This is a genomic window from Leucobacter komagatae (assembly GCF_000834055.1).
GTDB classification, from domain to species: domain Bacteria; phylum Actinomycetota; class Actinomycetes; order Actinomycetales; family Microbacteriaceae; genus Leucobacter; species Leucobacter komagatae_A.
In genome coordinates this window covers 200,118-225,532 of the sequence record NZ_JXSQ01000004.1, presented here as the reverse complement: position 1 = coordinate 225,532, position 25,415 = coordinate 200,118, and the positions used below count along the sequence as shown (strand labels likewise).

Sequence of the window (25,415 nt, the reverse complement as noted above, 5' to 3'; positions counted from 1 at the left end):
AACTACTTTCTTACCAGGCCGTCTCGGTGTTGCGAATGGTCGGTTCCATCGGCACGCGCACGCCGCGCTCCTTGGCGACGTCTGCGGCACGCTGGTACCCGGCGTCAACGTGGCGAATCACGCCCATGCCGGGGTCGTTGGTGAGCAGGCGCTCGAGCTTCTCGGCGGCAAGCTCGGTGCCGTCGGCGACCGACACCTGGCCGGTGTGGATCGAGCGGCCAATGCCAACCCCGCCGCCGTGGTGGATCGACACCCACGTCGCGCCAGACGACGCCGCGGTGAGGGCGTTCAAGAGCGGCCAGTCGGCGATCGCGTCGGAGCCGTCGGCCATCGCCTCGGTCTCGCGGTAGGGGGAGGCGACGGAGCCGGAGTCGAGGTGGTCACGGCCGATGACGATCGGCGCCTTCACCTTGCCCTCGGCGACGAGGCGGTTGAAGAGCAGGCCAGCCTGGTGGCGTTCGCCGTAGCCGAGCCAGCAGATGCGCGCAGGCAGGCCCTCGAACTCGACGCGCTCGGCGGCGGCGTCGAGCCACTTGTGCAGGTGCGCGTTCTCGGGGAACAGCTCCTTAAGCGCCTCGTCGGTGACGCGGATGTCTTCGGGGTCGCCCGACAGCGCCGCCCAGCGGAACGGGCCGAGGCCCTCGGAGAACAGAGGGCGGATATAGGCCGGAACGAAGCCGGGGAACTCGAAAGCCCGGTCGTAGCCGCCCTTACGCGCCTCGTCGCGGATCGAGTTGCCGTAGTCGAAGACCTCGGCGCCCGCGTCTTGAAACTCGACCATCGCGCGCACATGCTGCGCCATCGACGCCTGGGCGTCCCGGGTGAAGCCCTCAGGGTCGGCTTCGGCGCGTGCGAGCAACTCGCTCGGCTCGTAGCCAATCGGGAGGTACGAGAGAGGATCGTGCGCGCTCGTCTGATCGGTCACGAGGTCGATCGCGATCTCGCCGGCGCGGTGCCGACGGAGGATCTCGGGGAACACCTCGGCGGCGTTGCCGACGAGCCCGACAGACCAGCCGCGGTGCTCATCTTTCGCCTGCTGCACCTTTGCGAGTGCCTCGTCGATGTCGGTGACGACCTCGTCGAGGTAGCGCTTGCCGACTCGGCGATCGAGTCGGGTCTTGTCGACGTCGACAATGAGGCAGGCGCCGTCGTTGAGCGTCACCGCGAGCGGCTGTGCGCCGCCCATGCCGCCGCAGCCGCCGGTGAGCGTGATGGTGCCCGCGAGCGAGCCCTTCCCCTCGACGGCGGCGATGCGGCCCTGGCCCTGGAGCTTGCGGCCGGCAGCGGCGAACGTTTCGTAGGTGCCCTGGAGGATCCCCTGGGTGCCGATGTAGATCCACGAGCCAGCGGTCATCTGCCCGTACATCATGAGGCCCTCGGCCTCGAGCTTGCGGAACTCGGGCCACGTCGCCCAATCGCCGACGAGGTTCGAGTTCGCGAGCAGCACGCGCGGCGCCCACTTGTTCGTGCGGAAGACGCCGACGGGCTTACCCGACTGTACGAGCAGCGTCTCGTCGTCTTCGAGGTCGCGGAGCGTGTCGACGATCGCGTCGTACGCCTCCCAGGAGCGGGCGGCGCGGCCGGTGCCGCCGTAGACGACGAGGTCGTCTGGCCGCTCGGCGACCTCGGGGTCGAGGTTGTTCATGAGCATACGGAGGGGGGCTTCGGTCTGCCAGCTCTTCGCTGAGATTTCCGTGCCGCGTGGGGCGCGGACGGGGCGTGCACCGGGGAGGGCCATGAGCGGGTCCTTTCAATCGAGTGACTCCATCTCACCGCGTCTGAGGGCACGGAACAACGCTCACCGGGGTTGGGCTGTCCGGGATCCCGGACCTACGGACGAGTCCGGCGCCGGGTGCGGTTGCCCTGGAACGCAGGAGGGGCCGGGACGCATGCGCGCCCCGGCCCCGATCCACCATCGATTAGAGCGTGTTGCCGAGCTTGAAGCCCTTGTCGCCCTCTTCGTCTCGGGTGTACGAGAACCCGTCGGCGCCAATGGTCACGGCCATCTCGGATGCGTCGGTGCCGGCGACGACCTCGCGCGGATTGCCGTCGAGGTCGAGCACGAGCGATCCGTTCGTGTACCACGACGGCACCACCGGGTTGCCCCACCAGTCGCGGCGCTGATTGTCGTGCACATCCCACGTGACGACCGGGTTGTCTGGGTCGCCCGTGTAGTAGTCCTGCGTGTAGATCTCGACGCGGTGCCCGTCGGGATCGAGGATGTACAGGTAGAACGCATTCGAGACGCCGTGGCGGCCAGGGCCGCGCTCGATGCGGTCCGACATGCGGAGCGCGCCGAGTTTGTCGCAGATCGCGAGGATGTTGTGCTTCTCGTGCGTGGAGAACGCGACGTGGTGCATGCGCGGGCCGTCTCCGCCCGTCATCGCCGTGTCGTGCACTGTCGGCTTGCGGCGCATCCACGCGGCGTAGACGGTGCCCTCCTCGTCCTGAATGTCCTCCGTGACGCGGAAGCCGAGATCCTGCATGAACTTCACGGCGCGCGGTACGTCGGGCGTGATCTGGTTGAAGTGATCGAGCCGCACGAGCGCACCCGGCGTGTACAGGTCGTAGCGCCACGCGAGCCGCTCGACGTGCTCGACGTCGTAGAAGAATTCGTACGGGAAGCCGAGCGGATCCTCAACGCGCACCGAGTCGCCGATGCCCTTCGTGAAGCCCTCCGTGCGGCGCTCGACGCGGCAGCCGAGCTCCGTGTAGAACGCGACGGCCTTATCGAGCTCCTCCGGGCTGCGGACGCGGTACGAGAACGCGGCAACCGCTGCGACGTCGCCCTTGCGGAGCACTAGGTTGTGGTGGATGAACTCCTCGAGCGAACGGAGGTAGATCGTGTTCTCGTCTTCCTCGGTCACGGTGAGACCGAGCACGTCGACGTAGAACTCGCGCGACTTCGCGAGGTCGGTGACGACAAGCTCCATGTACGCGCAGCGGAGGATATCCGGAGCGGGAACCGAGGGGGTGGGGACTGGATTGTCGGTCACGATCGGTGCTTCCTTCGTGACATAGAAACCGGAAGAGGTCTTTTCGCGACCCTTGAGCTCAGACATGCGTTGTCCTTCCTTTCTGGGTGAAACCTGTTGTGTTATTCGGGGGCATCCCGCAGGGAAGCTGATGCGATCATTTGCGGCTACTTGCTGCCGCCCGCGCCGAACTTGGGGGAGTGCGCTTCGTTGAGCGTGATGTGCACGGCCTGCTGGTCGGTGTAGAAATCGATCGAGCGGTAACCGCCCTCGTGGCCGAGACCCGACGCCTTCACACCGCCAAACGGGGTGCGCAGGTCGCGGACGTTGTTCGAGTTCAGCCAGACCATGCCGGCCTCGACAGACTGCGAGAAGTTGTGGGCGCGCTTGAGATTCGACGTCCAGATGTACGCCGCGAGGCCGTACTTCGTGTTGTTCGCGAGCTCGAGCGCCTCCTCGTCGGTGTCGAACGGGGTGATCGCGACGACGGGCCCGAAGATCTCCTCCTGGAAGATGCGCGCGTCGGGGGCGACGTCCGCGAAGACGGTGGGGGAAACGAAGTTGCCGACAGGGAAGCCCTCGGGGCGGCCGCCGCCGGCGACGAGGCGGCCCTCGGCCTTACCGATCTCGACGTAGCTCATGACCTTCGCGTAGTGCTCAGGGTGTACGAGCGCTCCGACCTCGGTTGCCGGGTCGGAGGGGAGACCAACGACGACGTTCTTCGCCCGCTCGGCGTAACGCTCAACGAACTCGTCGTAGATCGAGCGCTCGACGAGGATGCGGCTGCCAGCGGTGCAGCGCTCGCCGTTCAGACTGAACACGCCGAACACGGTCGCGTCGAGCGCCGCCTCGAGATCCGCATCCGCGAACACAACCGCGGGGCTCTTGCCTCCGAGCTCCATCGAGAGGCCCTTGAGGTACGGGGCGGCGTTGCCGAAGATGAGCGAGCCGGTGCTCGACTCTCCCGTGAACGAGATGAGCGGCACCTCGGGGTGCTTGACGAGCGCGTCGCCAGCCTCCTCGCCGAGGCCGTTCACGAGGTTGAAGACGCCGTCGGGCACGCCAGCCTCGCGGAAGATCTCGCCCCACAGCGACGCCGACAGCGGCGTGAACTCGGCTGGCTTGAGCACGACGGTGTTGCCGGTCGCGAGCGCGGGGCCGAGCTTCCACGACTCGAGCATGAACGGGGTGTTCCATGGCGTGATGAGACCCGCGACGCCGATCGGCTTACGGTTTACGTAGTTGATCTGCCGGCCGGGCACCTTGAACGTGTCGTCGTGCTGCGCGACGATGAGGTCTGCGAAGAAGCGGAAGTTCTCGGCAGCGCGGCGCGCCTGGCCCTTCGCCTGCGTGATCGGGAGGCCAGAGTCGAAGCTCTCGAGCTGGGCGAGCTGCTCGTCGCGTGACTCGACGATGTCTGCAATCTTGTGCAGAATGCGCGAGCGCTCGCGCGGCACCATCTTCGGCCACTGGCCGTCGGTGAACGCGCGGCGGGCAGCCGCAACCGCGTGGTCAATGTCGGCCTGCTGGCCGGCAGAGGCGCGGATGTAGGTCTCGTTCGTGACGGGATCGAGGACGTCGAACTCCTCGCCGCCTACCGAATCGACGAACTTGCCGTCGATGAAGTGGCGGATCTTGTCCGGGATGCCTGCTGGCTTGTTCTGAGTCATGCTGTCGCCTCCGTTGGTCTGAACGCTTGAGTCGTGTGGGTTGCTGCGTTATGTGGCGGGCGCCGCGAGAGCGGGCTCCGCCGCGTGTCGTTGGGTCTCGGCGTGCGCGAGTACCGCGTCGAGTGTCTTCGTACGGTGCTCTCGCGCCGTGAGCTCGATGTCGAGTGGACTCGCGCCCTGCTCGATGAGCTGCAGGATGCGCTCGTGCTCCTCGACGGACTCGCTCGCCCGGCCCGGTACGAAGCTGAAGGATGAGTTGCGCAACACTTTCATCCGGTTCCACCCGCGGTGCACGAGGTCGAGGATGTGCGGGTTCGGGCACGTTTCGAACAGGATCGCGTGGAACACGAGGTTGAGCTCGGTGAAGCGCTGCGGATCGAACGCCGTGAGCGACTCACGCATCGTCTCGTTCACATCGCGCGCGCGGGCGATCTGATCTGCCGTGATGAAGGGTGCGGCTAGCCCCGTCGCCGAGCCCTCAACGAGGGCGAGCGTCTGCATGGTGTGCAGGTACTCGGTCTCCTTGATGAGCGCCACCTGCGCGCCAACGTTGCGCTCGAAGGTGACGAGCTGCTCGGCCTCGAGGCGCCGTATCGCCTCCCGTACCGGGACCACCGACATGTCGAGCTCGGCGGCGATCGGCGCGAGCACGAGGCGATGCCCAGGCATGTACTGGCCGGCGTCGATCCGCCCCCTGATGAGGCGGTACGCCTGCTCTGACTTGGACTCGGTGGACACGATTACGCCCTGCCGGTCTCAGCCTCGTAGCGGGCGCGCCATTCAGCATTCATCGGGAACAGTCCATCGACGGCGTGGCCCTCGGCGACGCGGTCCGCAACCCAGCCGTCCTCGGCCTCCTGCGCGGCAGCCTCCGCCGCCACCTCCGCGAGCAGGAACGGCGGAATCACGATGACGCCGTCGCGGTCGCCCATGATGATGTCTCCCGGCTGCACCGCAGCGCCGCCGCACGCGATCGTGACGTCGGTCTCCCACGGCACGTGGCGGCGGCCGAGGACGCTCGGGTGTGCGCCCTGCGAGAAGACGGGGATGTCGAACTGCTGCACGGCCGCGAAGTCGCGCACGCCGCCGTCGGTCACGACGCCCGCGGCACCGCGCACCTGAGCGCGCAGCGCGAGCACGTCGCCGACGGTGCCCGTGGAGGGCACGCCGCGCGCCTCAACGACGAGAATCTCGCCAGGGTTCACGGTGTCGAAGGCGCGCTTCTGCGCGTTGAAGCCGCCAGCGTGCTCCTTGAACAGATCGGGGCGGAACGGGATGAACCGCAGCGTTTTCGCGGTACCGAGGATCGCGTCGCCCTCGTGGTTCGGGTAGACGCCGTCGATAAAGATCTCGGTGTAGCCCCGCTTGCGCAGCGCCGCGGAGACCGTCGCGACCGCGACGCCGCTGAGCAGCTCGCGGATCTCGGCCGTGAGCGGGCCTGGCGTTGACTCTGCCGCAGGCGCGGTGAGCCTCGTCGCGTGGCCCGCCTCGATTGCGGCCGCGAGATCCTGCTCGCTGCCCCAGGCCTCAACCTGCTGTGCCTCGCTCAGCGTCGGGGTCGTGCCGAAGTCGCCGAAGTCACTCTCGCCCTGGGTGACGGTGGTGACGAGGCGGCCCGTGGTCGGGGCGCCCGGGACCTTCGGCGCGTCAACCTCGACCTCGACGACGTCGCCGGGAAGCACGACCGAGGAGCCGGCAGGCGTCCCCGTGAGGATCACGTCCCCTGGCTCAAGTGTCATGTGCTGCGAGAGGTCTGCGACGAGCTGGCCGAAGGGGAACTTCAGGGTGTCGCTCGTGCCTTCCTGCACGAGCTCGCCGTTGACCCAGGTGCGCACACGCCAATCGCCCTCGCCGATGCCTTCGGTCGGGATCGTGACGGGGCCGATCGGCGTGAAGCCGTCGCCGCCCTTGTTGCGCACGTTGGAGCCCTTGTCTGCCGCCCGCAGGTCGTAGAGGCCGAGGTCATTTGCCGCGGTGACGTAGGCGACGTGCCCCCAGCCGTCCTCGGGGGAGGCCCAGCGCGCCTCCTCGCCGATAACGAGCGCGATCTCGCCCTCGAACGCGAGCAGCTCGGTTCCCGCGGGACGCTCGACGGTTCCGCCGGTCGGCGCCAACGACGAGGCCGGCTTGAAGAAGTAGGAAGGGAACTCAGGGGTGCGGCCGCGCTGGGCGATCCGTGAGGGGTAGTTCAGGTGGACGGCAATGATCTTGCCGGGGGTGTCGATTCCGAATATGGGGTCGCCGTCGAGCGCCATGACTACCTCGCCTCTTCTTTGTATTTCATATCGTATATGATCCATGTGCCGGTGTGAAGCCTTGACTGCACGCAGCCCCTGGCTTGGCGCCGGCTAGTAGCTTGGGCGCGGCGCGCTCTGGTTGGGTGCGTCCGACCCGCCGCCGTGAACGGGCAGCCGCGGGACGAACTGCTCAACGAGCGCTTCGGTGGCCCGCGCAAGGATCGCCACGTCGGCGCCGACGGCGACGAAGTCCGCTCCTGCCTCGATAAAGCGCTCCGCCTGCTCAGGCACGAAGGCATTCACGCCGACGGGCTTGCCGGCGGCCTTCGCAGCAGAAATGGCGTGGAGCACCGCGTCGATGACGGCCGGGTGCGACTGCTGGCCGAGCAGCCCCATCGAAGCGGACAGGTCGGCTGGCCCAATGAAGATGCCGTCGACGCCGTCAACCGCGAGGATGCGCGCGACGTCGCTCACTGCCGCAGCGCTCTCAATCTGAACGGTGATGCTCACGAGATCGTTCGCGCGGGCGAGGTAACTGTCTACGCGGTTCCAGCGTGCCGAGCGTGCGAGCGCCGAGCCGACGCCGCGGGTGCCCTCGGGGGCGTAGCGGGCGGAGCGCACGACGTCCTCGGCCTGCTCCGCAGAGTCGACCATGGGAATGAGAAGGTTCTGGGCGCCGAGATCGAGGTACTGCTTGATCGTGACGGTGTCGCCAGAGGGTGGGCGGACAACGACGGTTGGCGGATATGCAGCCATCGCGTGCAGCTGCGCGAGGAGTGACTCGAGTCCGTTCGGGGAGTGCTCGGCATCAAGCAGCACCCAGTCGCAGCCGCTACCGGCGACGATCTCGGCGTTCACGGCGCTGCCAGCCGTTGCCCACAGCCCGACGAGGGCGCGATCAGCGGAGGCGAGACGGTCGCGGAAGGTGGGCGGGAGCGCTAGCTGAATCGGCATGTGACTGACCCCAGTTCGTTGTAGTCGGCGTGGATGGTGTCGCCGCGCTCGACCCACATAGGCTTCGTGAACGATCCGGCGAGGATGATCTCCCCAGCATCGAGGGACTGCCCGTGCTCCGCGAGCTTGTTCGCGAGCCAGGCGACCCCAAGCGCGGGATGGCCGAGAACGGCGCCAGCGACGCCGGAGTCCTCAATGGTCTGGTTGCGGTACAGGAGCGCGGGCACCCAGCTCAGATCGACCGCGTCGACCTTCACGGGTCGGCCACCGAGCACCATGGCGCCCATTGCGGCGTTGTCGCTGATGGTGTCCACGATCGTGCGACCCTCGAGTTCGAGATGGGAATTGAGCACCTCGAGCGCGGGGACAACGTAGGCCGTTGCGTCGAGCACGTCGAAGATTGAGACGTCCGGCCCGGCGAGTGGCTTCGAGAGTACGAACGCGAGTTCGACCTCGACGCGCACGTTTGAGAAGCGATCGAATTCGAGCGTTGCGCCCGATTCGTGGACCATGTCGTCGTGAATCACGCCGTAGTCCGGCTCGGAGATGCCCGTGGCAACCTGCATCACCTTTGAGGTGAGGCCGATCTTGTGGCCGACGAGTCGCGCACCGTTTGCGATGCGGCGGTCGGACCATTCTTTTTGAATCGCGTAGGAGTCCTCGATGCCCATGTCGGGGTAGCGCGAGGTGAGTCTTGGGAGCACGGCGCGGTCGCGGTCGGCTTGCACAAGCTCGTCGGCGATGGATGCAATCTGCGAGGAGTCGAGCACGTGGCCTCCGCTTCGTTGAGTCTGGGTCGTGGTCTTTGCTGGGGCTGCGGGTGAGGCTCCCGCGGTCGTCGCGGGTGGCGGGACGCTGCCCACACCCAGATCGTATACGATCGAACTCGGCGCCTGCTACGGAGAACTCAAATGAATTCCGCGAGGCAGCAGCTTCACGACCCGCCCTGGTCGCCACTGAACAAGGCGACAAGCTGGTCGTGTGGCAGGGCGTGACGCACCACTCCGTTGATGCCGACCATGGTTTCGGCCGCGAGCATCGCGTTCACGATCGCCTCTTCTGTGGCTTCAATCGCAGCGTAAAACAGTGGGTCGATGCGTTCGTTCCTCAGTGCTGTGAGCGGATAGGAAGGGGGCGCATCTGCTGCACCATGGCCCGCGGGGATAGCATCGTTGCCCGTTGCAAAGCAGAGCGCGATGTCGCCGCTGCCGTTCTCGCCCGCGCCACCGGTTCTTGCAATGCCAAGGGTTGCTCGCTGTGCGAGTCTGGCGCACTGGTGGGGGAGGAGCGGGGCATCGGTGGCGACGATGACAATGATCGAACCGCTGCCTTCAGGGAGCTGCGATGCGGGCCGGGGAAGCGCCTGCCCCGGTGCACCGGGCGCGGTGTCACCGGGCACGGCGAGGTGCCGGCCAACAGGGCGACCGTCAATAACGAGGCGGTCGCGCTTGCCGTGGTTGGCCTGCACAAGCACCCCGACCGTGAATCCGCCATCGGCCTGACTCACAACGCGAGACGCTGAACCGATCCCGCCCTTGAAGCCGTGCGCAACCATCCCGGTGCCCGACCCGACATTCCCCTCGGGGAACGCCCCTGCTGTGGCAGTAGCCACCGCGTCGAACACGTGCTCAGCGGTGACGTGAAACCCGTTGAGGTCGTTCAACAGGCCGTCCCAAGTCTCTGCCACCACGGGGAGTGACCAGTATTCCTCGCCGCTCGGTCGCAACGTCGCCTCGTGGGCCACGAGCGCGTCGCGAACGACACCGACGCTGTGAGTGTTTGTGAGCCCAATGTATGACGTGAGAAGCCCAGACTCTCGAACGAGTTCCAAGCCAGTCATCTCCCCGTTGCCGTTCAGCGTGTGTGGCGCAGCGAACAGTGGCTGCCGCCACGGCCTTTCGTTGGGCAGAATGACCGTGACGCCGGTGCGCACCGGGCCGTGCCCCGGTGCGAGCTCCCCGTCGCCATAGGCCAGAGTCGTGTGCCCCACTCGCACGCCAGCGACATCGGTGATTGCGTTGAGCGGTCCGTTGGGAAGGTCGCCCATCCGCAACCCGAGGTCGCGAGCTTTCTTCCCGGAGGGGGCGTGAGCCAGAGGGGTCGGTGACGCGGTGAGAGCCATAGGTGTTCCTTTCGGGGGAGCCGAACGGGTGGGAACGCGGCCGATTGTGTCCGAAGATGGACCACGGTCGTGCTGTATGTCGCTTGCACCCAGTCTCCAGGAATACTCATTCCGCTGCCATAACGGATGTGTGTCGCATGGTGTATACCCTGGGGGTGTAGAATGATACGATGCCCTCTTCCGAGAACCCCGCGCCCGAGTCCGCAGACGAAACCATCGCTGCTGAGACCGCAACCGCTGACGCGCAGACCGAGACGCCAGAAGCGACTCCCGAGACTGCTCCTGTGACTGCTCCTGAAACTTCATCCGATTCATCAACCGATTCAACCCCTGCCGCTGAGCCCGCTTCCGAGAAGTCAGCTCCCGCCGCAGTCCCCGACGAGGAGCGCGTGACCTTCGCAGACCTCGGCCTCGCGCCGAAGGTGCTCGAGGCGATCACCGCCGTCGGCTACGAAACCCCCTCAGCCATTCAGGCTGCCACGATCCCAACGCTGCTTTCGGGCCGCGACGTTGTCGGCCTCGCACAGACCGGTACCGGCAAGACCGCTGCCTTCGCGCTGCCGATCCTGTCCCGCATCGAGCCGGGCCAGGGCGTGCCGCAGGCGCTCGTGCTCGCGCCGACTCGTGAGCTTGCCCTCCAGGTATGCGAAGCGTTCGAAAGCTTCGCATCGCGACTCCCAGAGGTGCACCTCCTCCCCGTCTACGGTGGCCAGGCGTACGGTCAGCAGCTCTCGGCGCTCCGCCGTGGTGTTGACATCGTCGTGGGAACCCCCGGCCGCATCATGGATCACCTCAAGCGCGGATCGCTCGATCTCACGCAGATCAAGTACCTCGTGCTTGACGAGGCTGACGAGATGCTCAAGATGGGCTTCGCTGAAGACGTCGAGACGATTCTCGCCGATACGCCGAAGACCAAGCAGGTCGCGCTGTTCTCGGCAACCATGCCGAGCCAGATTCGCCGCATTTCGCAGCAGTACCTCAACGACCCCCGCGAGGTGAAGATCGCTGGCAAGACCCAGACGTCTTCGAACATCACGCAGCGCTACCTCGTTGTGTCGTACATGCAGAAGCTCGACGCACTCACGCGCATCTTCGAGGTCGAGGACTTCGACGGCATGATCGTGTTCACCCGCACCAGGGGCGACTCGGAGCAGGTTGCTGAGAAGCTGCGTGCGCGCGGTTACTCGGCGGCAGCGATCAACGGTGACGTTCCACAGAACATTCGTGAGCGCACGGTGCAGTCACTCAAGGACGGTCGTCTCGACATCCTCGTTGCGACCGACGTCGCCGCCCGCGGCCTCGACGTAGAACGCATCAGCCACGTCGTGAACTACGACCTCCCGATCGACACCGAGTCGTACGTGCACCGCATCGGCCGCACCGGCCGTGCCGGCCGCTCCGGCGACGCGATCAGCTTCGTGACCCCGCGCGAGCGTCGCATGCTCAGCTCGATCGAGAAGGCAACGAAGCAGACGCTCACGCAGATGCAGCTTCCCCGCATCGACGAGGTCAACGCGACGCGCCTCACCCGTTTTGACGACGCAATCACCTCGGCGCTCAGCGAGACGAAGCGCATTGAGCGCTTCCGCGACATCATCGACCACTATGTGCGTCACCACGATGTGCCCGAGGCAGACGTTGCTGCGGCACTCGCTGTGGTGTCACAGGGCAAGACCCCGCTGCTGCTCGATGAGGCGGACGATCAGAAGTTTGCCCGCGACCGCCAGCAGGCAGCGCGCTTCCTCGAAGATGGCGGCAGTGACCGCGGCGGGCGCGATGACCGTGGTGGCCGCGAGAAGCGCGAACCACGTGAGCAGCGCTCCGACCTGCAGATGTACCGCATCGAGGTTGGTCGTCGCCAGAAGATTCAGCCGGGCCAGATCATCGGCGCAATCGCGAACGAAGGCGGGCTCACCCGCGGTGATTTCGGCCGCATCCAGGTGCGCGACGACTTCTCGCTTGTCGAGCTGCCCAAGGGCCTCTCGTCGTCGACGATGTCAGCCCTCGCAGATACGCGGATCAGCGGCAAGCTCATCGAGCTGAAGCCGGATGCCGGCGGAGCGGGTCGCGGTGGCGACCGCGGTGGCGACCGTGGCGGACGTGGCGGCTACGACCGCAACGATCGCGGCGGCGACCGCGGCGGTTACCGTGGCGGCAATGACCGTGGTGGCGATCGCGGCGGTGACCGTGGTGGTTACCGTGGCGGCAGCGATCGCGGTGGCGAGCGTGGCGGTTACAACGGCGGCAACGATCGCCCAGACGGCAAGCGCAAGCCGCGCTGGTAATAGCGCACCGCGAGTAAAGCTCGTGTAGCGAAGGCCCCACCCCTTGCCGGGTGGGGCCTTTGTGCTGCACCCGGCGCTCGGTCAGTCACCCTTCGACAGCGCGAGTCAGTCACCAGTCGAGAGCGCGAGTCGGGCAGCGGCACCGTGCAGGGCTTCGACAATGCGCCGTGTCATGTCCTCCGTGATGCGCGCGGCAGGCCCGGAAACCGAGAGGGCAGCTGGCGGAGATGAGCCGGGAATGGCCACCGCGATGCAGCGAACGCCCACCTCGCGTTCGCCCTCGTCAAGTGCGTAGCCGCGGCGCCTGGTGTCGCGCAGTTCCGCCAGGAGCGCCCGCGACGAGGTGATTGTCGTGCTGGTGAAGCGTGGGAGCCCGGTGATGTCGGTGATCTCGCGCACACGAGCCTCACTGAGGGTCGCGAGCATCGCTTTCCCTGCGCCGGCACAGTGCGGCAGCACTCGTCTGCCGACCTCGGTAAACATGCGCATCTGGTGGCGTGAGGGTTGCTGTGCGACGTACACCGCCATCGACCCATCGAGTATCACGAGGTTTGCCGTCTCTTGCGAGAGTTCCTCGAGTTCGTTGAGGAGGGGCTGGGCGCGCGTCGCGAGCTGCGGAGCTGCGCGGTTGCCGAGTGCGATCAGCCCGGGCCCGAGCCCGTAGGTGCGGGAGTCGGATTGTCGCGCATAGCCGAGGCCCTGCAGCGTTTTCAAGAGACGGTGCGCTGTTGGCTGCGCGAGCCCGGTCGCTGCTGCGATGTCTGCGAGCGGGAGCTCGGCGTTGGCGTCGGCGAGTTCTTCGAGGATTGCAAACGCGCGTGCCACGGACTGCACCGCGCCGTCGGGGGGAGCCTGGAATGGAGGGCATGATTCCACAATACGGAATCATCGTTCCAAAATAAAGGGCAGTTCCGTAGGCTGGCGCTGTGACCCGCCGAACCGGGTCGCCCGAGTCACCGAGCGAAGGATCCTCTCCCATGACCCACACCGAAGAGCGCGCAGGCCTAGCTGTCGCCAAGCCCATCTTGGATTTCGCCGAGGAAGCCCTCGCCGCCGACGGCAGGGACATCGAGTCATTCTGGGACGGCGTCGCAGCCATCGTGCGCGACCTCACGCCCGAGAACGAAGCACTGCTGGCGCAACGCGACGCGCTGCAGGAACGCATCGACGCGTATCACGCCGAGCGGCCCGGGCAGCCAAACCCTGAGCACTACCGTGCCTTCCTAACGGAGATCGGCTACCTCGAGCCCGAGCCTGTCGGCGTCGCGGTGGCAACGGACCGCGTCGACGCGGAGATCGCTCAGCTCGCAGGCCCTCAGCTCGTCGTGCCCCTGCTCAACGCGCGGTTCGCGCTCAACGCGGTCAACGCACGCTGGGGCTCGCTCTACGATGCGCTCTACGGCACTGATGCGCTCTCTCGTGAGGGCGAGCTCGCACCCGGCAGTAGCTACAACCCGGTCCGCGGCGCAGCGGTCATCGCTGAGGGGCGGCGGATCCTCGACGCGCATGTGCCGCTCGCGCACGGATCGCACGCCGACGCTACCGGGTATGCGGTGGTCGATGGTGCGCTCTCGGTAACCCTGGCTGGCGGTGAGGGGACCGGCCTCGCTGATCCTGCGGCGTTCGCAGGTTACCGCGGTTCCGAAGAGGCCCCCGAGCGGGTGCTCCTCGTGCACAACGGCCTGCACATCGACATCCTCATCGACCGGGCGGGCGCGAACGGTGCGACCGATGCGGCGGGCATCAACGATATCGAGCTTGAGTCTGCGCTCACGACCATCATGGATCTGGAAGACTCCGTGGCCGCTGTCGACGCCGAAGACAAGGCACTCGGCTACCGGAACTGGCGCGGCCTCATGGACGGCACGCTCTCCGAGCAAGTTACGAAGGCGGGCGAGTCCTTCACCCGCGTCGCCAATCCTGACCGCAGCTACACTGATCCGAACGGCAAGCCCCTCACGCTGCCGGGTCGATCTGTGCTGTTTGTCCGAAACGTTGGGCACCTCATGCGCACCCCGGCCGTGCACGACGCGAAGGGCGCAGAGGTGTTCGAGGGGATCCTCGACGCTGTGATGACCGCGGTTGGTGCGCTCGGCGAGCTTAGAGGAGCCGCGCGCGGAACGAACTCCCGTTCCGGTTCGATGTACATCGTGAAGCCCAAGATGCACGGCTCCGCTGAGGCCAAGTTTGCGGCGAAGCTCTTCGGGCGCGTTGAGGAGCTCCTCGGGCTGCAGGCGAACACGCTGAAGATCGGCATCATGGACGAGGAGCGACGTACGTCAGCGAACCTGGCGGCATGCATCGCTGCCGCGAGCGACCGCGTCGTCTTCATCAACACGGGCTTCCTCGACCGCACGGGCGACGAGATCCACACGTCGATGCGCGCGGGCGCGATGCTCCCGAAGGGGGCCATCCGCGAGCAGCCGTGGCTGCCAACCTACGAGGCGCGAAACGTCGCAATCGGTGTCGACTGTGGTCTCGACGGTCGCGCCCAGATCGGCAAGGGCATGTGGGCAATGCCAGACCTCATGGCCGCGATGCTCGAGCAGAAGATCGGGCACGTCATGGCGGGCGCCTCGACCGCCTGGGTGCCGTCGCCGACAGCGGCGACGCTCCACGCGCTGCACTACCACCAGGAGGACGCGTTCGCCGCTCGCCGCGGGCTCGCCTCGATTGCGTCCGACAGTCTCGCCACACTGCTCACCATTCCGCTCGCCCCAGCGGGCGCGCTCGACGCGTCGACCGTCGCGACGGAGGTCGAGAACAATGTGCAGTCAATCCTCGGCTACGTTGTGCGGTGGGTGGATCAGGGTGTTGGCTGCTCGAAGGTTCCCGATATTCACGACGTCGGGCTCATGGAGGATCGCGCGACCCTGCGCATCTCGAGCCAGTTGCTCGCGAACTGGCTCATGCACGGCGTGATCAGCGAGTCTGAGGTCGACGCTGCCCTCGCGAAGTGCGCGGAAATTGTGGATCGCCAGAACGCGGGCGACGCCGCGTATGAGCCGCTCGCGGGCGGCACAGGCACCGCATACGAGGCGGCCCGCCGGCTCATCATCGACGGAGCCACGCAGCCCAACGGTTACACGGAGCCGCTGCTGCACGCCCTGCGCCTTCGGAAGAAGGCAGAGCTCGCAGGCTAATTTTCGGTGCTCCTCAAACGGCTCGGCGCTCAGTGCGCCGAGCCGTTTGACGTTCCGCAAGCAGCTGCGCTGCTCTGCATGCGTCATGTTTCTCACGCATGGGTGTCGCGTATTTCCCTTCCTCGTTGTATAAATGGTGAGCATGCGTTTACTACATGACGAAGGAGTCCATGGAATGTCCGCACCGAAAACCACCCCGTCTTCACAGCGGGAGCTGCGGCGGGTTGCTGCAGCGACCGTGATCGGCACCACGATCGAGTGGTACGACTTCTTCCTCTATGCGAGCGCGGCCGGGCTCGTGTTCGCAGACCTGTTCTTTGCGCCAGCCGGGCCGCGGGCCGCAACGATCGTGTCGTTCGCGACGGTCGGGGTGAGCTTCCTCTTCCGCCCGCTGGGCGCGTTCCTTGCTGGACACTTCGGCGACCGCATCGGCCGAAAAGCGATGCTCGTCATCACGCTACTGCTCATGGGGGTCGCGACGACCCTCATCGGGGTGCTGCCAACGTACGCGCAGGTGGGCTTGCTCGCGCCGATAATGCTCATGGTGCTGCGGATCCTACAGGGGCTCTCGACAGGTGGCGAGTGGGGCGGCGCGGTGCTCATGGCCGTCGAGCACTCGCCCGAAGGCCGGCGTGGCCGCATGGGCGCGTTTCCCCAGATTGGCGTCCCACTCGGGTTGCTGCTTGCTTCCGGTGTGCTCGCGCTGATGACGGGCGTCATCTCGCCAGGTGAGGCCTTCCTTGAGTGGGGGTGGCGCATTCCGTTCCTCTTGAGCTTCGTGCTCATCATCGTCGGTATCGTGGTGCGTCGCGCGGTAGAAGAGAGCCCCGTATTCACTGAGATATCCGAGCGGAAAGAACAGACCAAGGTGCCTGTGGTGCAGCTCTTCCGGCATCACTGGCTGCTCGTACTGCTCGCGGCGCTCACTTTCGCAGGGAACAACGCTGCCGGATACATGACCACCGGCGGGTACATCCAGAGCTATGCAACCACGCCGATTGCCGAAGGCGGTCACGTTGGCATGGAGCGAACCCCCGTGCTGCTCGCAGTGGCTGCAGCTGCGGTGGTGTGGCTCATTGTCACGTTCTTCGCGGGCATGATCTCTGATCGGATCGGGCGCAAAAAGACGTACGTGATGGGGTGGATCGCGTTCCTTGCTGTTATCTTCTTCCTGTTCCCGATGGTGAATACCGGCAACCCCTGGGTGCTTTTCACTGGCCTCTCGCTGTTCGCGATCGGCAACGGCCTCACCTACGGCCAGCAAGCGGCTTACTTCACCGAGCTGTTTCCCGCGTCGATTCGCTTCTCCGGTGTCTCGATCACTTATGCCATCGGAGCCATCCTTGGAGGCGCGTTCGCCCCAACGATCTCGCAGGCGCTCGTGCAGGTCACCGGTACGTCGAACTCGGTCGCGATCTACATCGCGAGCGTCATGTGCGTCGCGTTTGTCGCGACGATCCTCCTGCGCGACCGCACCGACATTCCGCTGGGGCCAGAGCATGAGGAGCAGCAGCAGAAGGGCCACTTCATTTGGGAGAAATCCGCTGTCTGACCGGGCATGCCCCCGACCATGCCGCAGCACACGACACCGCTGCCCGGCTGGTCGTCTTACGCGGTGGTTTCGGGAAGATCGAGACCGTTGGCCTTCTGCACCTCGCGCTGGTAGTCGGCGACAACGGTGCCGGAGACGCGGCAGTCGAGCAAGATCGTGCCGGCAGCGCCACCCGCCGTCCACGCCTCGAGCGCGGCGAGATCGGCAAGCGTGTTCACGACGACGCCGGTCGCTCCGAGCGCGCTGGCGACGCCAGCGAAGTTTACGGTGGGAATGAGCATGGGGGCCGTGTCGAGCCCCATTACGCCGTAGAGGTGCACCTCGGCGCTATACGCGCTGTCGTTCCACACCACGATGACCTGGCTGCGCGCCGTGCGAATCGCCGACTCGAGGTCGGCAAGGGCCATGAGCCCGCCGCCGTCGCCTGTTGTCAGCACGACCGTCGAATCGGGCGCCGCGGCAGCGACCCCTGGGACGGTGCAGAACCCAAGCCCGATGGTCTGGTACGCGGTGCCGACCATGATCATGCGCTCGGGGGATGCGACCGGCCAGAACATGTTTGCCCAGGCGAGGAAGTGGCCGCCGTCGCTCGTGACATGCCGGTTCTCGGGGAGGAGGTCTGCGAGGCGGGAGGCGACTGCGCGCGGATCGAGGAGTCCATCGGAGCACAGTTCGGTATCGCCTACCGGTCTGATCCGCAGCGCTCCACCAGGCTCGAGCCCGGCGACTTCTGCCCGCCAGCCCCCGGGGGCGCGTGAGACGTCGGTGCGGGCGGCGAGGGCGGAAGTGAGCTCCCCAGCGATTGCCCTGAGTGTTTCGCGGGCGCCTCCCTGGAGCAGTTGATGGGTGATCGGATGCTGAGTCTTTGGCGCTGCAACCTGTTCCGTGTCGACGCGGATCACGACGGTGCCCTCGCCAAAGAGTTCGCCAAAGCGCATGGTGAATTGGTTGAGGCCGGCGCCGACGACGAGCACGACGTCGGCCTGCTGGATCGTGGCCATTGCCTCGGCCTGGCCGAAGCCTCCGGCGATGCCGAGATCGTAGCGGCTGTCTGGGAAGATGCTCCGAGCGAGCGCGGTTGTGGCGGTGAGCGCGCCGAGCCGCTCGGCGAGCTCGCCAAGCTCGGTCGCGGCACTGGCGAGGTGTGCGCCGTGGCCGGCGATGATGAGTGGGCGGGCTGCGCCGGCGAGCGCATCGGCTGCGGCCACGATCCGGTGTGCGGCTGGCACGGTTGAACTCGAAGCAATCGCGCCGGGCAGCATCGACGTTGCTGGCGTCGCAGCGGGGTGTGCGGCCGGGGCGTGATCGGCGACCGATCGGGTGAGCTCCGCGAGCATCGCCGGGTCGCTGAGGTCAATCGCTTGGGGAGCGGCCGCCGCTGCCACGGGAGCGTGGGCAGCCGGCGTTGGCTCGGAGACGGGCGCGTTCACGAGGTCGTATGGCAGCCCAAGTACCACGGGCCTGCGCATGCGCAGCGCGTAGGCGGCGGCACGGTCAACGGTTTCTGCGACCTTGGCGACGCCGAGGGTGAAGAGGCGCACGCCGATGGCAGCGCTGAGCATTTCCTCGTCGACGTCCCAGGGCCGAGGGCCGCTCGAGGGGGAGTCGCCGACGACGAGCAGCATTGGTGTGCGAGCCTGTGCGGCCTCGGCGAGTGCGGTGATCGTATTGGTGAAGCCGGCGCCGTAGGTGGTGGTTGCGATCGCCATCTTGCCGCTCACGCGGGCGTAGGCGTCTGCGGCGGCGACGGTCGCAGCCTCGTGCCGGACGGCGGTGTAGGGGACCCCGGCAGCGCCGAGATGGTCGATGAGGTGTGCGTTGCCGTTGCCCATGAGGCCGAAGCTCTGGCTGGCGTGCTTGGCGAGCGCGGCGGCGGTCGCGGCTGCGAGGGTCTGTGGGGTCGACGAATTGGGGTGCGAGAGAGACATCTGCGAAATCCTTCATTGGATCGAGCGGTGAATGATGACCGTGTATGTCTCGCGAAGCCTCGCAGCAGCGCCCCTTTTTCGGGTGCCTTACCCGGGCAACCCGGGTGGACAATTCGTAGTGTAGCGGACTGCGCTAACTGTAGTTTGCGAGCACCTCGCGAGCGGCGCGCTGCAGTCGTGCGGAGACCTCGGAAAGCGCGTCGGGCACGCGGAAGTGGACCACGGCGATCGCGGCAGGCGGTTCGCCTGGAATGCGCAGTGGCACAGCGAGTGAGGTCACTCCGTCGATGACTTCGCTCTCGCTGAGCGCGTATCCGAGTGTGCTTGCTGCGACAGCTGCGGCGCTCGGGGCCACCGTTCCGCTCGCTGCCGACCGTTCAGCTGGTGAGAGCACGGATTCGATGGCGTGGCCAGGCGCGCCGCGGTCAAGGGGGTGGCGCACGCCGGGGTTGCGGGCAATGCTCGCATCGACGTTTCCCGGTTCGACTGACGCGAGTGTGACTACGTCGCCAGCGTCGAGCACGGTGAGGAATGCCGTCATACCGAGGTCGTGCGCGAGCTCGGTAAGAGCGGGCGCCGCCGCGGTCGTGAGCTGGGGCGCGACGCCGTGCGCGAGCGAGGCGATGCGGGGCCCGAGCCTGATGAGGCCTGCGTCGTCGCGAATGGCGAACCGGTGCTCTTCGAGCGTGCGGAGCAAGCGGTACGTGTTGGAACGGTGGATTCCGAGCGCCTCAGAGAGGTCCGTGATTGAGAGGGGAGCGCGGGCCTCGGCGAGCACCTCGAGCGCGCGGAGGCCTCGGGAGAGCGTTTGTGAGCCTGCGGTGGGTGTGGTCGCCATCGGTGCTCCTTGTGGTCGTCGGGCGTTGTGCGCTGGCGAGCGCGCCCGTACACTAGTGTGCATTATTCGAAGGCTGTGTTCAATAGTTGAACGCAGACGGTTCGACGCACAGTGAAGTGAGGGCGCCACATGCAGTTCCACCACCATGGTTATGTTTCAACCGACCCGCGGCTGCTTCCCGCCGCGGGGGTCGGCCTCGACCGGCCAGCAGAGCTTCCCAGCGAGGTCGACGTGCTCATCGTTGGCTCCGGCCCTGCCGGAATCGTCGCGGCCGCGCAGCTCGCGCAGTTCCCCGGAGTCGTCACCCGCGTCGTCGAGCGCCGCGATTCGCGCCTCGTCCTCGGCCAGGCCGACGGCATCCAGGCGCGCAGCGTCGAGACCTTCCAAGCCTTCGGCTTCGCGAGGCAGATCATCGACGAGGCGTACCGCATCACCGAGACGAACTTCTGGACGCCTGACCCCAAGAACCCATCGCAGATCGTGCGGAGCTCCATCACCGACGACGACCCCGCCGGCATCAGCGAGTTCCCCCACCTCATCGTCAACCAGGCGCGCGTCATCGACTACTTCGCCGAGTACGCTCGCCGGGCTCCGGCCCGCGGCGACATCGACTACGGATACGAGTTCGAGGGCCTCGAGGTCGGCTCGGGGGAGTACCCGGTCACCGTCACCCTGCGCGAGGTCACGGGCCAGCGCGGCGCGGGCATCAACGCGGCAGAGACTGCCTCCGCGACCGAGGGTGGCACGCGCACCGTGCGAGCAAAGTACGTGATCGGGGCCGACGGGGCGCGCTCGCGCGTGCGCAGCGCAATCGGCGGATCGCTCTCGGGATCCACCTCGCTGCACGCGTGGGGCGTGATGGACGTACTCGCCGTCACCGACTTCCCCGACATTCGCAAGAAGTGCATCAATTACTCGGAGGCAGGGAGCATCCTGCACATCCCGCGCGAAGGCAACCACCTCTGCCGCATCTACGTCGACCTTGGCGAGGTGCCAGCAGACGGCGGCAAGAAGGTGCGCGACACTCCTCTCGAAGAGATCGTCGCGCGTGCGAACGCGATCCTCAGCCCGTACACGCTCGACGTGCGCGACGTGCCCTGGCACAGTGTCTACGAGGTGGGGCACCGCCTCACCGACCGCTTCGACGATGCGGCGACCTCGCCCGACGGCAAAGGCCGCGTCTTCCTCATGGGTGACGCCTGTCACACGCACAGCGCGAAGGCAGGCCAGGGCATGAACGTCTCCATGCAAGACGGCTGGAACCTCGGCTGGAAGCTCGGCTACGTGCTCGAGGGTCGCAGCCCGGAATCGCTGCTCGCAACCTACTCAGAGGAGCGCCGCGTCACCGCGAAAAACCTCATCGACTTCGATAGGGAATGGTCGACACTCATGGCGAAGAAGCCGGAGGAGTTTGCGTCGCCATCTGAACTCGAAGAGTTCTACGTGCGCACCGCAGAATTCCCCGCAGGCTTCATGACCGAGTACACGGGATCCATGCTCACGGGCGACGCGACGCACCAGGCGCTCGCTGCAGGCTTTCCCATCGGCAAGCGCTTCAAATCCGTCGAAACGACCCGGGTCGCGGACGCGGTGCCGATCCATCTCGGCCATCACCACCGCGCCGACGGGCGCTACCGTGTGTACGCGTTCGCCGACCGCTCAGGCGAGCAACTCGGCCGCTGGGCTGAGTGGCTGCTTGAGCACGAAGCGTCGCCGATCCGCCGGTTTACGCCGGCCGGCGCAGACCTCGACGCCGTGTTCGACGTGAAAGCCGTGATGCAGCAGCCGCACCGCGAGGTGCGCATCGAGGAGTTCTCGCGGCTGTTCCTGCCGGCATCCGGCCCGCTCGGCATGACCGACTACGAGAAGATCTACGCGGCGAACCCTGGCGAGGACATCTTCGATATTCGTGAGATCAGCCGCGATGGTGTCGTGGTCGTGGTGCGGCCCGACCAGTATGTTGCCGCGATCCTCCCGCTCGACACCCCAGAAGCGCTCGGCGAGTTCCTCGGCAAGACATTCCTCGAGCGTTAGCGAGCCCTCGCGGCGCCGCGCCGGCTACAGCAGCTGGTGCTGGCGTCGCGAGATGAGTTCGCGCAGCATGATCGACGTCGCCGTTCGGAGCACGCCGCGGCACTTCATGATGCTCTGGGTAATGCGGTAGACGTCGTCTGCGTCGCGCGCAACGATCTCAATCGATAGATCGCTCTGACCGGACACGGCGACGCACTCGATAATCTCGGGGATCTGCTCGAGATCGGCGATCATAAGGTCGAGCTTGTCCTGGTTTGCCTCGGCGGTGATGTGTGCGCGCAGCGGCCAGCCGAGCGCCGGCGGGTGCAGTCGCAGCGAGTGCGCCTTGAGTGCGCCGGAGCGCTGCAGCCGATCCAGCCGCGTATGCACCGTGCCGCGGGCGAGCCCAAGCTCATAGGCAATCGCCTGGACGGTCGCGCGAGAGTCTGCGTCGAGCGCGGCGAGGATCCGGCGGTCGGTAGCGTCGAGGACATACATAATGACCAACATAGCGTCACTGGAGCGTGGCTGCACCGGTCGATCTGTTCAATCTGAAATGGCTGACTTGTTGGAACCGCCAGTCTTCGATTGAATTCTTGGCATGACACTTGCTGCAATGCTCGCAGAGCGCCCGACACTAGCTCCGTTCCTTGACCACGAAAAGGTCAACATTTCTACCGGGAAGAGGTCGGGCCTCACCATCATCGTGGCGGTGCACAGCACGAAGCTCGGCCCGGCGCTCGGCGGCTGCCGCGTCTGGAGCTACGGGGACTGGAGCGAAGCGCTCGCTGACGCGCTGCGGCTGTCGCGCGGCATGACCTCGAAGAACGCGCTCGCTGGGCTAGATCTCGGCGGCGGCAAGTCGGTCATCGTGCTCGAGCCAGGGCAGCAGCTCACCGGGGAGCTTCGCCGTAACGCATTCCTCGATCTCGGCGACGCGGTCGAGGCGCTCGGCGGCGCGTACCTCACCGCGGAAGACGTGGGAACGACCGCGGCCGACATGGCCGTGGTCTCGGAGCTTACCGAGCACGCCGTCGGCTTGCCTGCCGACCAGGGCGGCCTCGGCGATCCAGGCGAGTACACCGCGCGTGGCGTGTACTCTGCGCTCCGCGAGACGCTCCGCCGCACGCACGGCACCCCCGACGCGGCTGGTCGCAAGATCACTATCGTCGGTCTCGGCCACGTCGGATCCGCCCTCGCCACCCGGCTCGCCGGCGAGGGCGCGATACTCACACTCTCTGACATCAACGACCAGAAGCAGGCACTTGCGCGCGAGCTCGGCGCGGACTGGGTCGCGCCCGCCGACGCGCACCGCGTGCCGGCCGACGTGTTCATGCCTGCCGGTGTCGGCGGCATGCTCTCACCGCGGGTCATCGATGAGCTCGACACCAGCGCCGTCGTCGGCCCGGCGAACAACCAGCTCGCAGAAGCAGACGGCGCCGAGCAGCTTGCGGCGCGCGGCATTCTCTACGCCCCCGACTACCTCGTGAACGCCGGCGGCGTGCTCTACCTGGGCGCAAAAGACGACAGCATTGAGGATCGCATTGCCCGAATCGACGCGATCGGCGATACGCTTGCGCGCGTTTTCGACGAGGCGGCATCGCAGGGGATCACGACCGTGGAGGCCGCTGACAATCTCGTGAACGCACTGCTTCGCAAGTAGCGCTTTCGTAGAGAATTCCACAACGCACCCGCTCGGCCGCCGGCCGAGCGGGTGCGTTGTTGTCTACGACGAACCCGGGTGGGGGCTCTCGTGGATGCTCACAACTTCGGGAGGCGCGGCTGGCGCTAGTCTGCTCAGTATGAGCACCCAAATTATCGATGAAGATACTCTCACCGCCCGTATTGCCCAGGTCGCCGAGGACGCGGGGGTGTTCGCATTTGCGCACGCTCGCGACATTGACACAGGCGCCGAGGTTGGCTTTGACTCTGACGCGCCTACCGTTACCGCGTCGGTGTTCAAGGTGCCCGTGCTCGTCGAGTACGTGCGGCAGGTCTCTGCTGGTGAACTCGACCCGGCCCAGCGCGTTCGCTTCTTGCCCGCTGACGCCACGCTCGGCCCGACCGGTCTGAGCGTATTCTCGGACGAGGCCGAGTGGTCGCTGCGCGACGTTGCGACCTCGATGATCACCGTGAGCGACAACGCGGCGACCGACATCGTCACCGGAATGGTCACGGTAGACCGCGTGAACCAGACGATGCGCGAGCTCGGCCTGCCAGGGACGCAGCTCACTGGCGACTGCGCACGTATCTTCGAGGACATCGCCAACGATCTCGCGGCTGCGGGCATCGGCGCGATCGATGGCATGGCGAGCGTGGACTACGACACCGCAGCAGGATTCATAGCCGCGACTCCGGAAAAGACGAACCGAACGACGCCGCGCGAGGCTACTTCATTGCTGCAGCAGATCTGGACGGACGCCGCGGCGTCCCCTGAGGCCTGCGCGGAAGCGCGCCGGATTCTCGGCCTCCAGGTGTGGCCGCACCGTCTGAGCTCAGGTTTCCCGCGAGATGACGTGAAGATCAGTGGCAAGACGGGCACGCTCGGAATGGTGCGTAACGAGATCGGTGTCGTCGAGTTCCCAGATGGCACGCGCCACGCGATCGCCGTGTTCCTGCGCGGAAAGACCCTGCAGTCGCGCAACCCCGCCGCAGACCGCGCGATTGGTGACATCGCGCGCCTGCTGTCTGACGCGCTGAGTTAACGGGCTGTGCGGGGCGCTTTGGGCGTCCCGCGGACGGTGCCGCGACTGGTGCCCATCGCACACAGCACAATGGCCCGGGCCCTTCGCAAAGGGGTCCGGGCCATTGTGCTGTGCAGTGTTAGCGGTTGATGAGCGGCAGCATCGCGTGCATGGATGCCGCTGCGAACTGGTAGCACGCGGTGATGAAGTTCACTGCCTCGCGGGGTGAGTGCGCGACAACCTGCACGGTCCGGATCGCGGTGCGCTCGGCTGTCGGGATCATCTCCGCGTGCTCCGCGGCGGAGATGTTTGGCATGTCGATTGACACCTCGATCGTTGCGGGAACGTCAGTGACGGCGAGCGTGCTCGCTCCCGCGACTGCCTTCGTCGCGGCCTCAGTGATCAGGCGGCGCGCCTCTGAGGGGGACATCGAATCTGCGGCGTTGTAGCCGTGCGCTTCCTTCACCGTGACCGTCTCGATGCCCGGAAGAGTTTCCGAGATAGCGGCGCAGATGACGTCGTCGCCCGTGAGGAGCGCGACGGGAACACCAACGGCCGCCGCCTGGAGGGCGTTAACGTCTGCCTCGGACACGGCGCGTCCGTTGACGCGCACCTCGTTGAAAAGCGATGAGTAGGTGTGCGCGATGACGCCAGGGCCGCCGGCGGCCGCGTGATATCCGATGAAGAGCGCAACATCGTGGTCCTTGTCGATTCCCTCGGCCATGCAGTCGACCTTTGGCTTGCCGAAGATGATTCGCGCACGCGGGTCGAGATCCTCGTGAATGAGGTTGTCCATTGTGCCGTGGCTGTCGTTGATGGTGACTTCGGTCGCTCCGCCGGCGAAAGCGCCAGCGATGGCCGCGTTCGCTTCACCGGTCATGAGGTGCTGAGCACGCGGGTACCCGTGGCCACCCCGCACGACCTGATCCATCGTCGCGATGCCGGCGACGCCTTCCATATCGATTGAAATATACACGCGCATGCGCCAGTTTCCCCCCAGATGACGTACTGCGA

Annotated in this window: 19 protein-coding genes; 6 read left to right on the top strand and 13 right to left on the bottom strand. The window is 66.4% G+C overall.

Features of this window, described 5'->3' with window-relative positions; genetic code table 11:
* Positions 1–10: 10 nt before the first annotated feature.
* The 8 genes from hutU to SD72_RS05145 all read right to left on the bottom strand — a co-directional run bounded on the left by hutU (position 11) and on the right by SD72_RS05145 (position 9,958).
* Positions 11–1,738: a urocanate hydratase gene (hutU, locus tag SD72_RS05180; protein ID WP_042543359.1), complete on the bottom strand. Its 1,728-nt coding sequence runs from the start codon at positions 1,736–1,738 to the stop codon at positions 11–13.
* Between the two features lie 181 nt (positions 1,739–1,919).
* Positions 1,920–3,062 (bottom strand): 3,4-dihydroxyphenylacetate 2,3-dioxygenase, encoded by a 1,143-nt coding sequence (hpaD, locus tag SD72_RS05175; protein WP_042543358.1) that lies wholly within the window; start codon positions 3,060–3,062, stop codon positions 1,920–1,922.
* 80 nt (positions 3,063–3,142) lie between these two features.
* Positions 3,143–4,645: a 5-carboxymethyl-2-hydroxymuconate semialdehyde dehydrogenase gene (hpaE, locus tag SD72_RS05170; RefSeq protein WP_042543357.1), complete on the bottom strand. Its 1,503-nt coding sequence runs from the start codon at positions 4,643–4,645 to the stop codon at positions 3,143–3,145.
* A 48-nt stretch (positions 4,646–4,693) separates the two neighbouring features.
* Entirely contained in the window at positions 4,694–5,383 is a 690-nt protein-coding gene (locus SD72_RS05165; protein ID WP_042543356.1) for a GntR family transcriptional regulator, read from the bottom strand.
* A gap of 2 nt (positions 5,384–5,385) precedes the next feature.
* Positions 5,386–6,900, bottom strand: a complete 1,515-nt coding sequence (locus SD72_RS05160; RefSeq protein ID WP_042543355.1) for a fumarylacetoacetate hydrolase family protein — start codon at positions 6,898–6,900, stop codon at positions 5,386–5,388.
* Positions 6,901–6,993: 93 nt separating this feature from the next.
* Positions 6,994–7,836 carry an HpcH/HpaI aldolase family protein gene (locus SD72_RS05155; RefSeq protein ID WP_198141868.1) on the bottom strand — a complete coding sequence of 281 codons (843 nt, stop codon included), beginning with the start codon at positions 7,834–7,836 and terminating at the stop codon, positions 6,994–6,996.
* Positions 7,821–8,606 (bottom strand): fumarylacetoacetate hydrolase family protein, encoded by a 786-nt coding sequence (locus SD72_RS05150; RefSeq protein ID WP_042543354.1) that lies wholly within the window; start codon positions 8,604–8,606, stop codon positions 7,821–7,823. Before SD72_RS05150 ends, SD72_RS05155 begins: the two co-directional genes overlap by 16 nt.
* A gap of 164 nt (positions 8,607–8,770) precedes the next feature.
* The gene (locus SD72_RS05145; protein WP_042543353.1) at positions 8,771–9,958 is read right to left on the bottom strand and encodes a DmpA family aminopeptidase; all 1,188 of its coding nucleotides are present in this window, start codon (positions 9,956–9,958) and stop codon (positions 8,771–8,773) included.
* A gap of 170 nt (positions 9,959–10,128) precedes the next feature.
* On the opposite strand from SD72_RS05145, the gene SD72_RS05140 reads away from it, so the two are divergent.
* Positions 10,129–12,243, top strand: coding sequence for a DEAD/DEAH box helicase (locus SD72_RS05140; RefSeq protein WP_084766789.1), 2,115 nt, complete (start codon positions 10,129–10,131; stop codon positions 12,241–12,243).
* A 105-nt stretch (positions 12,244–12,348) separates the two neighbouring features.
* On the opposite strand, the gene SD72_RS05135 is transcribed toward SD72_RS05140, so the two are convergent.
* Positions 12,349–13,068, bottom strand: coding sequence for an IclR family transcriptional regulator (locus tag SD72_RS05135; RefSeq protein WP_232299650.1), 720 nt, complete (start codon positions 13,066–13,068; stop codon positions 12,349–12,351).
* A gap of 152 nt (positions 13,069–13,220) precedes the next feature.
* Here SD72_RS05135 and SD72_RS05130 point away from each other — a divergent pair, with 152 nt between their 5' ends.
* Complete coding sequence (locus tag SD72_RS05130) at positions 13,221–15,386, top strand: malate synthase G (protein ID WP_042543351.1); 2,166 nt, start codon at positions 13,221–13,223, stop codon at positions 15,384–15,386.
* Positions 15,387–15,561: 175 nt separating this feature from the next.
* Positions 15,562–16,938, top strand: coding sequence for an MFS transporter (locus SD72_RS05125; protein ID WP_042543350.1), 1,377 nt, complete (start codon positions 15,562–15,564; stop codon positions 16,936–16,938).
* Positions 16,939–16,994: 56 nt separating this feature from the next.
* Here SD72_RS05125 and SD72_RS05120 read toward each other — a convergent pair whose 3' ends face one another.
* Positions 16,995–18,866, bottom strand: a complete 1,872-nt coding sequence (locus SD72_RS05120; RefSeq protein ID WP_042543349.1) for a thiamine pyrophosphate-binding protein — start codon at positions 18,864–18,866, stop codon at positions 16,995–16,997.
* A 133-nt stretch (positions 18,867–18,999) separates the two neighbouring features.
* Positions 19,000–19,704, bottom strand: a complete 705-nt coding sequence (locus tag SD72_RS05115; RefSeq protein ID WP_042543348.1) for an IclR family transcriptional regulator — start codon at positions 19,702–19,704, stop codon at positions 19,000–19,002.
* Between the two features lie 129 nt (positions 19,705–19,833).
* Between SD72_RS05115 and SD72_RS05110 the strand changes: the two genes are divergently transcribed.
* Positions 19,834–21,738, top strand: coding sequence for an FAD-dependent monooxygenase (locus SD72_RS05110; RefSeq protein ID WP_042543347.1), 1,905 nt, complete (start codon positions 19,834–19,836; stop codon positions 21,736–21,738).
* A 24-nt stretch (positions 21,739–21,762) separates the two neighbouring features.
* On the opposite strand, the gene SD72_RS05105 is transcribed toward SD72_RS05110, so the two are convergent.
* Complete coding sequence (locus tag SD72_RS05105) at positions 21,763–22,227, bottom strand: Lrp/AsnC family transcriptional regulator (protein ID WP_042543346.1); 465 nt, start codon at positions 22,225–22,227, stop codon at positions 21,763–21,765.
* A gap of 91 nt (positions 22,228–22,318) precedes the next feature.
* Between SD72_RS05105 and SD72_RS05100 the strand changes: the two genes are divergently transcribed.
* Entirely contained in the window at positions 22,319–23,380 is a 1,062-nt protein-coding gene (locus tag SD72_RS05100; RefSeq protein ID WP_084766788.1) for a Glu/Leu/Phe/Val dehydrogenase dimerization domain-containing protein, read from the top strand.
* A 139-nt stretch (positions 23,381–23,519) separates the two neighbouring features.
* Positions 23,520–24,422, top strand: a complete 903-nt coding sequence (locus SD72_RS05095) for a serine hydrolase (protein WP_042543345.1) — start codon at positions 23,520–23,522, stop codon at positions 24,420–24,422.
* Positions 24,423–24,540: 118 nt separating this feature from the next.
* Here SD72_RS05095 and SD72_RS05090 read toward each other — a convergent pair whose 3' ends face one another.
* Complete coding sequence (locus SD72_RS05090; RefSeq protein WP_042543344.1) at positions 24,541–25,383, bottom strand: M55 family metallopeptidase; 843 nt, start codon at positions 25,381–25,383, stop codon at positions 24,541–24,543.
* Between the last annotated feature and the right edge of the window lie 32 nt (positions 25,384–25,415).

Coding starts and splice junctions, on each gene's coding strand:
- hutU (WP_042543359.1), bottom strand. CDS start 1,738: ATGGCCCTCCCCGGTGCACGCCCCGTCCGCGCCCCACGCGGCACGGAA.
- hpaD (WP_042543358.1), bottom strand. CDS start 3,062: ATGTCTGAGCTCAAGGGTCGCGAAAAGACCTCTTCCGGTTTCTATGTC.
- hpaE (WP_042543357.1), bottom strand. CDS start 4,645: ATGACTCAGAACAAGCCAGCAGGCATCCCGGACAAGATCCGCCACTTC.
- SD72_RS05160 (WP_042543355.1), bottom strand. CDS start 6,900: ATGGCGCTCGACGGCGACCCCATATTCGGAATCGACACCCCCGGCAAG.
- SD72_RS05155 (WP_198141868.1), bottom strand. CDS start 7,836: ATGCCGATTCAGCTAGCGCTCCCGCCCACCTTCCGCGACCGTCTCGCC.
- SD72_RS05145 (WP_042543353.1), bottom strand. CDS start 9,958: ATGGCTCTCACCGCGTCACCGACCCCTCTGGCTCACGCCCCCTCCGGG.
- SD72_RS05140 (WP_084766789.1), top strand. CDS start 10,129: ATGCCCTCTTCCGAGAACCCCGCGCCCGAGTCCGCAGACGAAACCATC.
- SD72_RS05130 (WP_042543351.1), top strand. CDS start 13,221: ATGACCCACACCGAAGAGCGCGCAGGCCTAGCTGTCGCCAAGCCCATC.
- SD72_RS05125 (WP_042543350.1), top strand. CDS start 15,562: ATGTCCGCACCGAAAACCACCCCGTCTTCACAGCGGGAGCTGCGGCGG.
- SD72_RS05120 (WP_042543349.1), bottom strand. CDS start 18,866: ATGTCTCTCTCGCACCCCAATTCGTCGACCCCACAGACCCTCGCAGCC.
- SD72_RS05115 (WP_042543348.1), bottom strand. CDS start 19,704: ATGGCGACCACACCCACCGCAGGCTCACAAACGCTCTCCCGAGGCCTC.
- SD72_RS05110 (WP_042543347.1), top strand. CDS start 19,834: ATGCAGTTCCACCACCATGGTTATGTTTCAACCGACCCGCGGCTGCTT.
- SD72_RS05105 (WP_042543346.1), bottom strand. CDS start 22,227: ATGTTGGTCATTATGTATGTCCTCGACGCTACCGACCGCCGGATCCTC.
- SD72_RS05100 (WP_084766788.1), top strand. CDS start 22,319: ATGACACTTGCTGCAATGCTCGCAGAGCGCCCGACACTAGCTCCGTTC.
- SD72_RS05095 (WP_042543345.1), top strand. CDS start 23,520: ATGAGCACCCAAATTATCGATGAAGATACTCTCACCGCCCGTATTGCC.
- SD72_RS05090 (WP_042543344.1), bottom strand. CDS start 25,383: ATGCGCGTGTATATTTCAATCGATATGGAAGGCGTCGCCGGCATCGCG.